This is a genomic window from Pseudomonas protegens (assembly GCF_003732485.1).
GTDB classification, from domain to species: Bacteria; Pseudomonadota; Gammaproteobacteria; order Pseudomonadales; family Pseudomonadaceae; genus Aquipseudomonas; species Aquipseudomonas protegens_B.
The window spans coordinates 188,120-201,963 of sequence record NZ_MOAK01000027.1 but is presented as its reverse complement, the minus strand read 5'-3'; the positions used below and the strand labels follow the sequence as shown (position 1 = coordinate 201,963).

The window sequence follows — 13,844 nt, the reverse complement described above, 5'->3', positions numbered from 1 at the left end:
GGCAAGCCGGCTCCTACAACCTCCGTAGGAGCCGGCTTGCCGGCGAAGGCTTAGCCAAAGAACCAGTAGCAAACCGCAATCGCCGCCACCACCCCGGCAAACTCCGCCAGCAAGGCACAACCCACAGCGTGCCGCACCCGCTGGATACCTACCGCACCGAAGTACACCGCCAGCACATAGAAGGTGGTCTCGGTGCTGCCCTGGATCGTCGCTGCCGCCAGGGCCGGGAAGCTGTCCACGCCCTGGGTCTTCATGGTCTCGATGAGCATCGCCCGGGCCGCACTGCCGGAGAACGGCTTGACCATGGCGGTGGGCAGGGCGTCGACAAAGCGCGTATCCCAGCCGGCCCAGGCCACCAGATGACGAATCCCGTCGAGGCCGAAATCCAGGGCCCCGGAAGCCCGCAATACACCGATCGCGCAAAGCATGGCCACCAGATACGGCAACAGGTTTTTGGCGACGTCGAAGCCCTCCTTGGCCCCTTCGACAAAGGCCTCGTAGACCTTGACCTTACGCAGCGCACCAATCACCAGGAACAGCATGATCAGGCCGAACAGGGTGAGGTTGCCGAGGATCGACGACAGCGACGCCAAGGCCGTGGCCGACAGGGTCGCCAGCAGCGCCATGAAGGCGCCCAGAGCCAGGGCTCCGGGAATCAGATAGGCCAGCACCACCGGGTCCCAGAGACGCAGGCGCTGCATCACCGCCACCGACAGCAAGCCCACCAGCGTCGAAGCGCTGGTCGCCAGGAGGATCGGCAGGAACACCAGGGTCGGGTCTGCCGCACCTTGCTGGGCGCGGTACATGAAGATGGTCACCGGCAGCAGGGTCAGGGACGAGGCGTTGAGCACCAGGAACAGAATCTGCGCGTTGCTGGCGGTGGTGGCGCTGGGGTTGAGTTCCTGCAGGGCGCGCATGGCCTTGAGGCCGATCGGCGTGGCGGCATTGTCCAGGCCCAGGCCGTTGGCGGCGAAGTTCAGGGTGATCAGCCCCAGGGCCGGGTGCCCTGGCGGCACTTCCGGCATCAGGCGCTTGAACAGCGGGCCCAGGACCTTGGCCAGCCAATCGACGATGCCGGCCTTTTCGGCGATCCGCAGAAAGCCCAGCCACAGGGTCAGGGTGCCGAACAGTAGCACCATCACCTCTACCGACAGCTTGGCCATGGCGAAGATGCTTTCCACCATGGCGGCGAAGATCCCGGCGTTGCCGCCCACCAGCCACTGCGCCAGGGCGGACACGGTCGCCACGATAAAGAAGCCAAGCCACAGGCCATTGAGCATCGGTCATATCCCTCGGAAGATGCGGCGAATGATAGCGGGGCCTGCAGAAACGACAAACCCCGGATTACCCGGGGTCTGTCATCTGTAGGAACCGGCTTGCCGGCGAAGGCGCGTCTGAGCCGTATAGAGGACTTGAGAACCTTTTCGCTGGCAAGCCAGCTCCTACGCAGTAGGCGCTTAGCCTTTGGAAGCTTCGCCTGCCGGCAGTTGCTCTTTGCTGCGCCAGTGCGGCAGCGAGTTCCAGTAGCGCTGGCCCTTGGCATCGTCGTACATGCCTTCCCAACGGGAGATGACCAGGACTGCCAGGGCGTTGCCGATCACGTTCAGGGCGGTACGCGCCATGTCCATCACACGGTCCACGCCGGCGATGAAGGCCAGGCCTTCCAGGGGAATGCCCACACTGCCCAGGGTCGCCAGCAGGACCACGAAGGACACGCCCGGAACCCCGGCGATGCCTTTGGAGGTGACCATCAGGGTCAGCACCAGCAGCAGTTGCTGACTGATGGACAGGTCGATGCCGTACAGCTGGGCAATGAAGATCGCTGCGATGCTCTGGTACAGGGTCGAGCCGTCAAGGTTGAAGGAGTAGCCCGTAGGCACCACGAAGCTGCAGATGGCTTTGGGCGCACCGTAGGCTTCCATCTTCTCGATCACCCGCGGCAGCACGGTTTCCGAGCTGGCGGTGGAGTAGGCGAGCACCAGCTCATCCTTGAAGATGCGCATCAGCTTGATCACCGAGAAACCGAACAGGCGGGCGATCAGGCCGAGGATCACGAAGGCGAAGAAGGCGATGGCCACGTACACCAGGATCACCAACTTGGCCAATGGCAGCAGGGAGGCAAAACCGAAGTTGGCGACGGTCACCGAGATCAAGGCAAACACACCAATCGGCGCGTAGTTCATGATCATGTGGGTGACTTTGAACATGCTTTCCGAGACGCCCTGGAACATCTTCACCAGCGGCTCGCGCAGATCCGACTGCAGGCTCGACAAGCCCAGGCCGAACAGCACCGAGAAGAAGATGATCGGCAGCATCTCGCCACGGGCCATGGCCGCGAAGATGTTCGATGGAATCAGGTTGAGAATGGTCTCGATGAACGCATGTTCATGCTGCACTTCGGCGGCGGTGGCCTGGTACTTGGAAATGTCCACGGTACCCAGGGTGCTCATGTCGATGCCCGCACCCGGATGGAACAGGTTGGCCAGCAGCAGGCCCACGACGATGGCGATGGTGGTGACGATTTCGAAGTAGATGATGGTCTTCAGACCAATACGGCCAAGTTTCTTGGCGTCGCCGACACCGGCAATGCCGACGATCAGCGAGGAGATGACGATCGGGATCACGATCATCTTGATCAAGCGGATAAAGATATCGCCTGCAGGTTGCAGAACGTTGCTGATCCACCAGGCCTTTTCAGCACTGAAATGATTGAGCAGCGCGCCAATCGCAATCCCCAGGACCAGACCGATGAGGATCTGCCAGGCGAGGCTTAATTTTGCCTTCTTCATATCATTACCCTTACTTCAGTTGGACTCGGGCTGATGCGCGAACTGGAACGCTCAATGGCGGAAAAGTTTGTGCATCGGCCCCCGTATAAGGTCATCCCGAACGAGCATTTACGGCTCTCTGCGGGCGAAAAAAGGCGCAACTATTCCGATGCAAGGGAGGCGCGTCTAATGCCGTAAACGCCTACCCTATGCCGAATCGGCATGAGTTTTTCCAAACAAAACGAGCGTCCCAACCGGTTCGAATACGACATTTCGGCAGGCAGAAATACCGTGAAACGGCCATTTCAGGCGGCGTGCAGGCTTGTCGGGAGGGTCAGGAAAAGGTCTGAAAAAAATTAGGATTGCGCTGATTCGGGTGCCCGGAAACGCTGTGCAATTAGCACAAAGTTTCTCGATATACGGTCGCAGAGAAACACCAGGAAACGTTTGATCGGAGTCAAAGGAAGATTTTTTCCTGCGCGCGTCACTGAAATGCCGGACGAATGGCTCTAGGACAACACTTTGCTTGGCAAGCACGCCGCAAGCTCATCAAGTCGATGCGCGACCTGAGAGCTTACGCCGCCGCTCTTTCCTGACCCGGCCCTTGCGGAGGCACTCCCTGTACCCCTAGGTCACTCCGATCATCGGTGGATCAGAACGTCCCGACCCCTTGGTCATGCACTCACCCTCCTCGGGTGGTGCAACAGTCGAAAGTGCCAGGGCGGCCCTTTCTTCTATCTGTTATGCAGTATCGGCACCTCGAACTCAGTACCAGTTCGGGTCTTTGCGCAACTGCTCCTGAAGCAACGCCTGCATCCCTTCATCGGGTTTACCGAGGAAGCGGTAGTTCGCGTGACGGGTCGGAGACTTGTCCGCGGGCAAGCCGGCAGGCACCTCCACCAACATCGCGTAGGCATGCTTCTTGTCGAAGCTGAAGGCCACGATCAGACGTTGGTTCTGGCAACTCTGCGCAGTCTCGCAAAGCGGTCCCACCAGGTACTGATCGCCGTCTTCAGTTACTGCATTCATCTGTTGCTGAGCATCGCCCGACAGGTTCATCACCCATTCGGGCAAACGCTCTTCCTTGTGCACAACCCCCTGCCAGGTTTCACGAAACTGCGGGTCCGAACTCAGCAGCTGGTTGGTACGCGCCTGGCCATCATTGGCCGCCGACGCCAGGGCGCTGGCGCCCAGCAGCAGCGTGGCAGCCAATGTCTTCAACGAAAGACTCATGGTCAGCCTCGGCCTCGACGGCCAAAGAAGAACGAAGCGATGAACATCACCAGGAACACGACAAAGAGAATCTTGGCGATACCCGTGGCGGTGCCCGCGATACCACCGAAGCCCAGGACCGCAGCGACAATGGCAATGATCAGGAATGTGATTGCCCAGCTCAGCATGATGATTCTCCTTACTCTTCTATTAGTGGTGCTTAGTGGTGCTGCCTATGGAGCCGACCGTGCGCCGCCGAATGCGGGCCAGGCCTTGGTGCCTAGAACACCCAGCGTTCCTGACGCGGCGCCTCAAGCGCCGGTTGTGCCTGGTCGACGGCCATCAGTTGCACTGGTGTTGCATCGTTGAGCCGACTGCTCACCGAACTGAAATGGGTCTGGGTGAAGTGATGAGCCGGCACACGCGGGGCGGGCACCTGGCTATCCTGCCAACGCTGGAACTGTTGCCCGGCGATCAGGGTGACCAGTAACGCCAGGCTGGCGAACAGGCCTTGCTGGAGATGCAGTGGCGCGATACGCAATTGGGCAAGACCTTGGCGATTCATCCTGAAACTCCTCCCACACTGGTGGTGATGTTGTTATGGAAGCCTTGAGCTGCGCTTCACGATGAGAGGGATATTGCAGTCTGCATGCCAGCTTTGAATTCGAATATAAATTCAATAAAATCAATAAGTTATAAACATAAAAAGAAACATGCCCATACGCATCCTGCACGATGCTGCCCGGTAAACCGTGCGAAATGCACGATCGGCCCGAATAACGTCCAGGGCTTTTTGATCGCAGGGGGAACTTTGCCCAGTGGCGAACAGCCTGATACAGACCCATTCAAGGACTAGCCTTGGCAAAACATTTGGGATTTCAGTCTGTTAGCCATTTCCGGCGGAGATATCTAACCTTCAGGCCGTGGAATGGATCAGAATCAACCTTGCAACTTGCCCGATTTATCCGGGACTAAATAAGATCATTCATTAAAGGAGCCTGGGAAATGGAGTCAGCGCCGGAGAATCAAGGCCGCATCCTTCTGGTAGATGACGAATCCGCCATCCTTCGCACCTTCCGTTACTGCCTGGAAGACGAGGGCTACACCGTGGCCACCGCCAACAGCGCGGCCCAGGCGGATGCCCTGTTGCAACGCCAGGTGTTCGACCTGTGTTTCCTTGACCTGCGCCTGGGGGAAGACAACGGCCTTGATGTGCTGGCCCAGATGCGTACCCAGGCGCCCTGGATGCGGGTGGTGATCGTCACGGCCCACTCCGCCGTCGACACAGCGGTGGACGCGATCCAGGCCGGTGCCGCCGATTACCTGGTCAAGCCCTGCAGCCCCGACCAACTGCGCCTGGCCACCGCCAAACAACTGGAAGTGCGCCAGCTCTCGGCGCGCCTGGAAGCCCTGGAAGGTGAGGTGCGCAAACCCAAGGACGGCCTGGACTCCCACAGTCCGGCGATGAAAGTGGTACTGGAAACCGCCCGCCAGGTGGCCAGCACCGATGCCAATATTCTGATTCTCGGCGAGTCGGGTACCGGCAAGGGCGAACTGGCCCGGGCCATCCACGGCTGGAGCAAACGGGCGAAGAAGTCCTGCGTGACCATCAACTGCCCATCGCTGACCGCCGAACTGATGGAAAGCGAACTCTTCGGCCACAGCCGCGGCGCTTTTACCGGGGCCAGCGAAAGCACCCTGGGCCGGGTCAACCAGGCTGATGGCGGCACTCTGTTCCTCGACGAAATCGGCGACTTCCCCCTGACCCTGCAGCCCAAGCTGCTGCGCTTTATCCAGGACAAGGAATACGAGCGCGTCGGCGACCCGGTGACTCGCCGTGCCGACGTCCGCATCCTCGCCGCCACCAACCTCAATCTCGAGGACATGGTGCGCGACGGACGCTTCCGTGAAGACCTGCTGTACCGCCTGAACGTGATCACCCTGCACCTGCCGCCCTTGCGCGAACGCAGCGAAGACATCCTGACCCTGGCCGACCGCTTTCTCGCACGCTTCGTCAAAGAGTATTCGCGACCGGCCCGGGGTTTCAGCGACGACGCCCGGGAAGCCCTGCTCAACTACCGCTGGCCGGGCAACATCCGTGAACTGCGTAACGTGGTGGAGCGGGCAAGCATCATCTGTCCCCAGGAACGGGTTGAAATCAGCCATCTGGGCATGGCCGAACAGCCCACCAACAACGCCCCGCGAATCGGAGCCGCGCTGAGCCTGGATGAGCTGGAAAAAGCCCATATCGGCGCCGTCCTGGCCACCAGCGACACCCTGGACCAAGCGGCCAAGACCCTGGGCATCGACGCTTCGACCCTGTACCGCAAGCGCAAACAGTACAACCTGTGAGCATCACCCTATGAAGTTAGCGATGAAACTGCGGACTCGGCTGTTTCTGAGCATCTCGGCCCTGATCACCGTGGCCCTGCTGGGGCTGGTGCTGGGGCTGGTCAGCGTGATGCAGATGGCCAGCACCCAGGAATCGCTGATCCGCAACAACTTCATCACCCTGGACCTGGGGCTCAAGCTGCGCCAGACCCTGGGTGATCAATTGATCATCATGCTCAGCAACAAACCCGACCCCGCGGCACTGGAAGCCTCGCGGCAGCGCTATCTGGACCTCCTCGACCAGGGCATCGCCCACGAACAGCAGAACCTGACCGTGGGCGGTTTCAAGCAGGCCCGCAGCGACTACCTGAGCTTCTACCAGGCCTTCGAGCACAACAACACTGCTGCCAGCCTGAATAACAACGAGGCGCTGGCCGAGCGCTTCAATACCTTGCGCAACGGCCTGATCAACGAACACAAGCGCGCCCTGGACAACATCAGCCAGGTCGAGCGCCAGGCCCGGGACCGCGCCTTGCTAGTAGCCGGCTTGCTGGGACTGGTCGGCCTGGCGGTGCTGATCATCGGCTTCATCACCGCCCACGCCATTGCCCGGCGCTTTGGCGGACCGATCGAAGCCCTGGCCAAGGCCGCGGACAAGATCGGCCAAGGCAATTTCGACGTCACCCTGCCGATCTCGGCTGCGGCGGAAATGAACCTGCTGACCCGACGCTTCGGCATCATGGCCGAGGCCCTGCGCCAGCATCAGGCGACCAATGTCGACGAACTGCTGGCCGGCCAGCAGCGCTTGCAGGCGGTGCTCGACAGCATCGACGACGGCTTGTTGATGATCGACCGCCAAGGCCGCCTGGAACACCTCAACCCAGTGGCACAGCGGCAGTTGGGCTGGGATCAGGAGCGTCTCGGCCAGGGCCTGGGCAGCGCCCTGCAACGCCCGGAGCTGGATGAACAGCTGCAGCTGGTTCTGCGTGGCGGCAACCTGGAACGGGCCCCGGAAGACCTGGATATCGAGGTCGACGGCGAATCGCGCCTGCTGACCTACAGCCTGACCCCGGTGAGCCACACCCAGGGCCATATTCTCGGCGCGGTGATGGTGCTTCATGACGTCACCGAGCAGCGGGCATTCGAGCGGGTGCGCAGCGAGTTCGTATTGCGCGCCTCCCACGAACTGCGAACCCCGGTTACCGGCATGCACATGGCCTTCGGCCTGCTTCAGGAACGCCTGCACTTTGCCGAAGAGTCCCGGGAAACCGACCTGCTCAATACGGTCAACGAAGAAATGCAGCGGCTGATGCAACTGATCAACGACCTGCTGAACTTTTCCCGTTATCAGAATGGCCTGCAGAAGCTCACTCTCGCGCCCTGTCCCCTGGAAGAGCTGCTGGAGCAGGCCCAGGGCCGCTTCAACGAACAGGCGCAGCGGCAGGACATCAGCCTGCTGCTGGAGATCCAGGCGCCACTGCCGCGCCTGCACGCCGACCGACCGCAACTGGAACGGGTGCTGGACAATCTGCTCGACAACGCCCTGCGCCATACCGCCAGTGGGGGCCAGATCCGCCTGCAGGCCCGGCGCCATGGCGAACGGGTGATTGTCAGCGTCGAGGACAATGGCGAGGGTATCGCTTACGGTCAGCAGGGTCGGATCTTCGAACCCTTCGTTCAGGTCGGACGCAAGAAAGGCGGCGCCGGGCTCGGGCTGGCCCTGTGCAAGGAAATCGTCCAGCTCCACGGTGGACGCATGGGGGTCTACTCAAGGCCGGGGCAGGGCACCCAGTTCTATCTGGCCCTGCCGCTCTAGGGTTTCACGCCTCGTCATCCAGGCGCCGGGCCACCAGACGCCGGCCCCGGGTGATCAGCTCAGTGAACTGCAACGCACTCAGGGCATGGGCGAACAGCCAGCCCTGCCCGAAGCTCACCCCCTCGCTGCTAAGCAACGAGGCCTGGTCCTCGAACTCGATGCCCTCGGCGATCACCTTGAGCTTCAAGGCATGGGCCATGCGAATGATGTGGGGCGCCACGCCACTGCTGGCAGCATCGTGGCCCAGGGCGTCGATAAAGGCCTTGTCGATCTTCAGGCAATCCACCGGCAGGCTTTGCAGGTAGGCCAGGCTGCAGTAGCCGGTGCCAAAGTCATCGATCAGCACCTGATGCCCGACATCCCGCAAGGCCTGCAAGTTGTTGCGCGCCACCACCACGTCGATCAGGCCGCGCTCGGTGACCTCGAAGGCGATCTGTCGCGCCGCCACCCGATGCAACGCCAGGAGCCGGGCCATGACCAGGCCGATCCGCGGCACCATCACATCGCAGGCCGCCAGATTGACCGAGATGTACAACTGGGGATTGGCTCGCAGCACGTGTCCCAGTTGCTCCAGCAGGCGTTGCAGGACGAAGTCGGTGATCTGGCGAATCTGTCCGGTGTTCTCCGCCAGGGGGATGAACAGATCGGGGCTGGTCAGAGTGCCGTCCGGACGCCGCCAGCGCAGCAAGGCTTCGGCCCCGACACAGAGCCTGCTGTTGAGGTCGAAGATCGGCTGGTACAGCACCTGCAACTCACCGCGTCGCAGGGCCCCTTGTAGCTCTGCTCCCAACGACTGGCGCTGACGCACCAACTGATACACCAGCCCGCCGATAAACAGCGCCAGTAGCAGGCTGACCGGCAACAACCACCACCATCCATCGAGCATCTCCGCCTGCATGCTGGCCCGGGGGCTGATCATCACCAGTTGGTATTCGGGGTTTCGGGTCGGCATGCGATAGATCAACAGATCCTGGGTGACCTGCAAGGGGCCGTCACGGCCGGCCCGCCAAGGCTCCACCGGTGGCCAGGCCCGAGCCTGACCCAGTACCGGAATCGCTCGGACGCCGTGGTCGACCACCACCATAAGGCTGCCACCGGCCGGCAGATCGACCACGTCGGTCAAGTGCCCGCGGGAGGTGGCCACGCGAAAATTGCCCCGTCCCAGCATCAGAGCGGCGAGGTTTTCGTTGGGTTGGGTCGAGGTGTTGAGCCAGTAGCTGTAGGTCGGCCCGCGGATATCCGGAGCCCTGAGGGAGGGCAGGAGGTTCTGCCGCGGCCAGTTTGAGCACGTCTGGGTGGCATCCATATAGGCTGCTTCATAAATGAAGCGATAGCTGTAGCTGACCTGCTGCAAGGCAGTGATCAGCTCAGCGCTGCACTCGCGCAGCGGTTGGGCCTCCAGTACATCCAGGCCCTCACGCAGTTGCCCGAACAGTTGCTCCAGACGCTCCAGGAAACGCTGGCCCTGGGCGTTCATCTGTTCGCTTTCTCGCTGCTGGACCTGATGCATGGCCACTCCGGCACTGCCCAGCAACAATACCGCCGCGCTCAGCGCAGCCGCCAGCATCGCCAGCAACCAGGGGCGATGGAACCAGGTGCGCAGGGTCTCGCGAGCGGCCGGCATCATGAAAGATCCGAAGGATTACCAATGAGTTATAGCAACTGATTGAGCAATCGGCCCGAACCGTCCGGCGGCGTCATTATTTTGTCTGGTTGAGCACCTGCAGGATGGCTGCGCTTTCCGCGTCCGGTGTGCCGTCGAAACGACCCGGGCGATAGTGCATCTGGAAAGCCGCCAGCACGTGGCGGGTGGCCACATCCAGTTCGCCAGTCTGCGGCGTGGCATAGCCCAGGACCGCCAATTGCTGCTGGAACCAGCTGATGCTCGGCAGGTTCGCGGCAAAGAACGCCTGCTGGCGTGCCACAGCCTGAGCGTTTGGCCACAGGCCGAGTCCGGCGTCGGCCAGGCGCTTCCAGGGGAATAGCGGGCCCGGGTCCAGCTTGCGCAGGGGGGCAATGTCGCTATGCCCGATGATGTGGCGCGGGGAGATGTTGTTGCGTTTGCTGATGTCCTTGAGCAGCACGATCAGGTTCTGGATCTGCGCCTCGCTGTAGGGGTACCAGAGCCGCCCGGTGGGACCATCACGAAAACCCGGGTTGACGATTTCAATGCCGATGGAGCTGGAGTTGAGCCAGGTCCGGCCCTGCCACTGGCTCTCGCCGGCGTGCCAGGCGCGGTACTGCTCGTCCACCAGCTTGTAGACAGTGGCGGACTTGTCGTCGCCGATCAGGTAATGACTGCTGACCTGACCATGGGTCAGCAAGGCCAGGGAGCGTTCCAGGGATGCCGAGGTGTAGTGGACGATGATGAACTGGGCGCGCTGGTCGTAGTTGACCGAAGGGTGGCTGGTGTCGATGCGCGGGCCGCTGGCACAACCAGCGAGGACCAGGAGCGAAAAAGCAAGAGCAAGGAGTTTCATGGCAAAGGGCAATACGCTGATGAAAAGAATGCAATAGTGTAACGTACTGCCCCCACCGCGATGGGCAAAACAGCGGTTTCAGACAGGAATCGGCAAACGTCTCAGCCTGCCTCTACCCGATTGCGACCGGCATCCTTGGCCCGGTACAACGCCTGATCGGCTCTTTTGATCACCAGATCGCTGCGATCACCGGCCTTGAAGGCACTCAGGCCGACGGACACGGTAATGGTCACTGGCTCGCCCTTGAAGTGGAACGGACAAGCCTCGACCGCCGCTCGCAAGGCTTCCACTATCCGCGCGCCCACCGGCCATGGAGTATTGGGCAACAATAGGACAAACTCCTCGCCGCCGAAGCGCGCGATAAAGTCGCTGCCCCGCAAGCGCTTGCGCAACACGTTGGCGATGATCTTCAACACCTTGTCCCCAGCCAGATGGCCGTAGTTGTCGTTGATCCGCTTGAAGTGATCCAGGTCGAGCATGGCCAGTAACAGGCTGTTGCCATGTTGCTGCCATTGACCGACCTCGTGCTCCAGGCGCTCGGTCCAGGCGGCGCGGTTGGGCAGCCCGGTCAGTGGATCGATCAGGGCCTTCTGTCGCTGTTCCTCCAGGTGTTCACGGTAGCCCTGGGCCTCCTGCTCCATGCTCGAAACGCGCTCTGCCAGGCTTTGCAGGCGGGCCGCCACTTCTTTCTCACGCTCGTCGCGCTGCTTCTGGTGATGGTCCATGGTGCCCAGCAGGCCTTCCAGGTGGCTTTCCAGCACCTGCTTGAGGTCATCCAGGTCCGCCGCCTCTTGCACGCTGCTTTGCAGGCCATCGACCTGCTCACGGATCTGGGTGTCCATGGCTCGTGCCGCCGAGCTGCTGTCGGCATGCCCATCGCTGGCCGCCTGCAGATTGCTCTGGAAGGCCTCGAGGCGTTCGTTGAGCTGTTTGAGGTAGGTCTCGAACTCATGCTGACCCGAGTCGGTGATTGCCAGCATCAGCACCGCCAGATCATCGAGGATAGGCAGCAACTCGTACCAGTTCAGCCCATGTTGCAGACGGTCGCGCATGGCTTCGGCCTGAGGCCGATGGCGTTCCGGCAGACTCAGGTCATCGAGCAGTCCCAGCAGGGTGTGCTCGATATGCTTGGCCACCGAGCTGTAGGAGGGCTCGGGAGAGTCCGGCAGGGCGTAGAGCACATCGTGCTCGGATTGCTCAGGATCGATGGCGGCCAAGGCCTCGGCCATGACCGCTGGCAGGGGCAGGCTGTCGAGCAGCACTGCCGGGGAAACTGCGGGAAGAGGCAGTAACTCATCGGGGTTGAGCGGGACGGGCTCGCGCTGAAGTTCGGCGGGGACTTCTGCCAACGGCTCCGGGGGCGCTACCGGTAAAACATCGACAACTGCAGAGGCAGGAGGCGCGACCTCGGCTGGAGCCAAGGCCAAGTCCGGAGCAGGAGCAGGAGCAGGAGCAGGAGCAGGAGCAGGAGCAGGAGCAGGAGATTCGGTCTCAACCCGGGGCACTGGTTCAAGGGGTTTTTCCTGCGCCAGGACTGGCGACACGAATGCCGTCACCGGTGGCGGGACCGGTACGCTGATGGCTTCGGACTCAACCTTGGCAGGGGCCTCGGAAACGGGCTGCGCAGCAGGGGCTGCCTCGGGTTTGGCCGGTGTCACGACGACGGGTGCCGGAGGGACCTCGGCGATTTCCGGCAAGTCCGTGGTCGGCGTCTGATAATGCTCGCGAACCACTTCGTCCGCTTCTGCGACCTCTTCAACCTGGGGACGGGAGTCCACCGCGGGAACGGGGCCAGGGGCCGCCGCTTCTGCCTGGGGAACATCGACGGTGTCACGGGTTCCGAACAGGCGCTGCAGCAGACTCGGGCGACCTGGCTCGGCAGGGGTTTCCAGCTGGCTCAGGGCCTTGCCCTGGAGATTGCTCAGCTCACCCAGCAGCAACGGGATCTCTCGTGCCTGACTGACCCGGCCATCCAGTTGCTTGGCAAAAGCCTTCAACGGACGGCTGACTTCCCGGGGCAGGGGCAGCGACTGCAATTGGGTGACCAGCGCCGTCAGGGCGCTGCTCATCTGGTCGACCCGGGTTTCACGCCGCTGCTCGGAGTCCAGCACGGCTTTTTCCAGGCGGGGCAGCAGCGCCGCAAGCCCGGCATCCATCTCGTCGGTGCGCACGACCTCGCGCATCTCCTTCATGCACTGGTCGACCGCACGGTCGGTGCCCTCAGCCGCCAGGGTGCTACGCACCAGGCCACGACGCAGCAAGTCCAGGCGAGCGGCCCAGCGGCGCTCAAGCTTTTCCTGCTGTTCGATACTTTTGAGGTATTTCTCTTTCCAGCGTTGGGCGTCGTCGCTCATTCATCGGTTCCGCGAGGTGCAGGACTCAACGCGGGCAATGCATCGGCCGTGAGCGAACCCGGCAGACGAATCTCTACCGCGACCGGCAGGTGATCGGATATGGGGTGGGCCAGGACTTCGACTCGCTCCAGGGTCAGGCTGGGGCTGAGCAGGATATGGTCCAGGCAGCGTTGCGGACGCCAGCTGGGGAAGGTCGCCTGCAGTTGCGGCGCCAACAGGCTGAGGTCACGTAAAGGGGAGTGCTCCAGCAGATCGCTGGCGTGGGTGTTCATGTCGCCCATCAGCACTTGATGCTTGTAGCCACCGATCAACTCGCGGATGTAGGCCAGTTGCCGGGTTCGAGCCCGAGCGCCAAGCGCCAGGTGCATCATCACCACCACCAGCGCCTCGGGGCCTTCGCCAAATCGCACGAGGATCGCACCACGCCCCTTGGGGCCGGGCAATGGATGGTCTTCGATGGCCCAGGGGCGCAAGCGACTGAGCACACCATTGCTGTGCTGAGCCAGACGTCCCAGATTGCGATTGAGCTGTTGGTACCAGTAAGGAAAGGCGCCCAGTTGGGCCAGGTGCTCCACCTGATTGACGTAGCCCGAACGCAGGCTGCCACCATCGGCTTCCTGCAGGGCTACCAGATCGAAGTCCCCCAGCAGATTGCCGATTTTCTGCAGGTTGTCCGCACGCCCGTTATGGGGCAGCAGGTGCTGCCAGCCGCGGGTCAGGTAATGGCGATACCGCTCGGTGCTGATACCGACCTGAATATTGAAACTGAGCAAGCGCAGGCGACTGTCCGCCGGCAGCCCGGTCGACGCCAAATGATGCTCGTTGACCTGCGGATCATGCAGGCCAACGATGCGTTCCGAGCCCCAGCGCGGCATGGCGGCAG

At 62.0% G+C, this 13,844-nt stretch carries 11 protein-coding genes; 2 read left to right on the top strand and 9 right to left on the bottom strand.

The annotated features are described in order from the left end of the window. Positions 1-50 precede the first annotated feature (50 nt). The 5 genes from BLX41_RS03520 to BLX41_RS03500 form a co-directional block, all read right to left on the bottom strand. Positions 51-1,280 carry a nucleoside recognition domain-containing protein gene (locus tag BLX41_RS03520; protein ID WP_123723788.1) on the bottom strand — a complete coding sequence of 410 codons (1,230 nt, stop codon included), beginning with the start codon at positions 1,278-1,280 and terminating at the stop codon, positions 51-53. Positions 1,281-1,457: 177 nt separating this feature from the next. Beyond that, entirely contained in the window at positions 1,458-2,789 is a 1,332-nt protein-coding gene (gene gltP, locus BLX41_RS03515; RefSeq protein WP_123723787.1) for a glutamate/aspartate:proton symporter GltP, read from the bottom strand. Between the two features lie 744 nt (positions 2,790-3,533). Further along, the gene (locus BLX41_RS03510) at positions 3,534-4,001 is read right to left on the bottom strand and encodes an inhibitor of vertebrate lysozyme family protein (protein ID WP_123723786.1); all 468 of its coding nucleotides are present in this window, start codon (positions 3,999-4,001) and stop codon (positions 3,534-3,536) included. Positions 4,002-4,003: 2 nt separating this feature from the next. Next, entirely contained in the window at positions 4,004-4,168 is a 165-nt protein-coding gene (locus tag BLX41_RS03505) for a DUF1328 domain-containing protein (RefSeq protein WP_003170804.1), read from the bottom strand. A 92-nt stretch (positions 4,169-4,260) separates the two neighbouring features. Continuing rightward, entirely contained in the window at positions 4,261-4,545 is a 285-nt protein-coding gene (locus BLX41_RS03500) for a hypothetical protein (RefSeq protein WP_123723785.1), read from the bottom strand. 440 nt (positions 4,546-4,985) lie between these two features. Here BLX41_RS03500 and algB point away from each other — a divergent pair, with 440 nt between their 5' ends. After that, entirely contained in the window at positions 4,986-6,332 is a 1,347-nt protein-coding gene (gene algB, locus BLX41_RS03495) for a sigma-54-dependent response regulator transcription factor AlgB (protein WP_123723784.1), read from the top strand. A 10-nt stretch (positions 6,333-6,342) separates the two neighbouring features. Continuing rightward, entirely contained in the window at positions 6,343-8,127 is a 1,785-nt protein-coding gene (locus BLX41_RS03490) for a KinB sensor domain-containing domain (RefSeq protein WP_123723783.1), read from the top strand. A gap of 4 nt (positions 8,128-8,131) precedes the next feature. Here BLX41_RS03490 and BLX41_RS03485 read toward each other — a convergent pair whose 3' ends face one another. The 4 genes from BLX41_RS03485 to BLX41_RS03470 form a co-directional block, all read right to left on the bottom strand. Continuing rightward, on the bottom strand, positions 8,132-9,751 hold the full coding sequence (locus tag BLX41_RS03485) for an EAL domain-containing protein (protein WP_123723812.1): 1,620 nt from the start codon (positions 9,749-9,751) through the stop codon (positions 8,132-8,134). Positions 9,752-9,827: 76 nt separating this feature from the next. Beyond that, the gene (locus BLX41_RS03480) at positions 9,828-10,607 is read right to left on the bottom strand and encodes an N-acetylmuramoyl-L-alanine amidase (protein WP_123723782.1); all 780 of its coding nucleotides are present in this window, start codon (positions 10,605-10,607) and stop codon (positions 9,828-9,830) included. A 101-nt stretch (positions 10,608-10,708) separates the two neighbouring features. Further along, entirely contained in the window at positions 10,709-12,961 is a 2,253-nt protein-coding gene (locus tag BLX41_RS03475; RefSeq protein ID WP_123723781.1) for a GGDEF domain-containing protein, read from the bottom strand. Continuing rightward, positions 12,958-13,836 (bottom strand): endonuclease/exonuclease/phosphatase family protein, encoded by an 879-nt coding sequence (locus BLX41_RS03470; RefSeq protein WP_123723780.1) that lies wholly within the window; start codon positions 13,834-13,836, stop codon positions 12,958-12,960. The genes BLX41_RS03475 and BLX41_RS03470 overlap by 4 nt, the downstream gene beginning before the upstream one ends. Positions 13,837-13,844: the final 8 nt, after the last annotated feature.

Excerpts from the sequence above, each read along its gene's own strand:
- algB (WP_123723784.1), top strand. The coding sequence starts at position 4,986 with ATGGAGTCAGCGCCGGAGAATCAAGGCCGCATCCTTCTGGTAGATGAC.
- BLX41_RS03475 (WP_123723781.1), bottom strand. The coding sequence starts at position 12,961 with ATGAGCGACGACGCCCAACGCTGGAAAGAGAAATACCTCAAAAGTATC.
- BLX41_RS03480 (WP_123723782.1), bottom strand. The coding sequence starts at position 10,607 with ATGAAACTCCTTGCTCTTGCTTTTTCGCTCCTGGTCCTCGCTGGTTGT.
- BLX41_RS03520 (WP_123723788.1), bottom strand. The coding sequence starts at position 1,280 with ATGCTCAATGGCCTGTGGCTTGGCTTCTTTATCGTGGCGACCGTGTCC.
- BLX41_RS03470 (WP_123723780.1), bottom strand. The coding sequence starts at position 13,836 with ATGCCGCGCTGGGGCTCGGAACGCATCGTTGGCCTGCATGATCCGCAG.
- gltP (WP_123723787.1), bottom strand. The coding sequence starts at position 2,789 with ATGAAGAAGGCAAAATTAAGCCTCGCCTGGCAGATCCTCATCGGTCTG.
- BLX41_RS03485 (WP_123723812.1), bottom strand. The coding sequence starts at position 9,751 with ATGCCGGCCGCTCGCGAGACCCTGCGCACCTGGTTCCATCGCCCCTGG.
- BLX41_RS03505 (WP_003170804.1), bottom strand. The coding sequence starts at position 4,168 with ATGCTGAGCTGGGCAATCACATTCCTGATCATTGCCATTGTCGCTGCG.
- BLX41_RS03510 (WP_123723786.1), bottom strand. The coding sequence starts at position 4,001 with ATGAGTCTTTCGTTGAAGACATTGGCTGCCACGCTGCTGCTGGGCGCC.
- BLX41_RS03490 (WP_123723783.1), top strand. The coding sequence starts at position 6,343 with ATGAAGTTAGCGATGAAACTGCGGACTCGGCTGTTTCTGAGCATCTCG.
- BLX41_RS03500 (WP_123723785.1), bottom strand. The coding sequence starts at position 4,545 with ATGAATCGCCAAGGTCTTGCCCAATTGCGTATCGCGCCACTGCATCTC.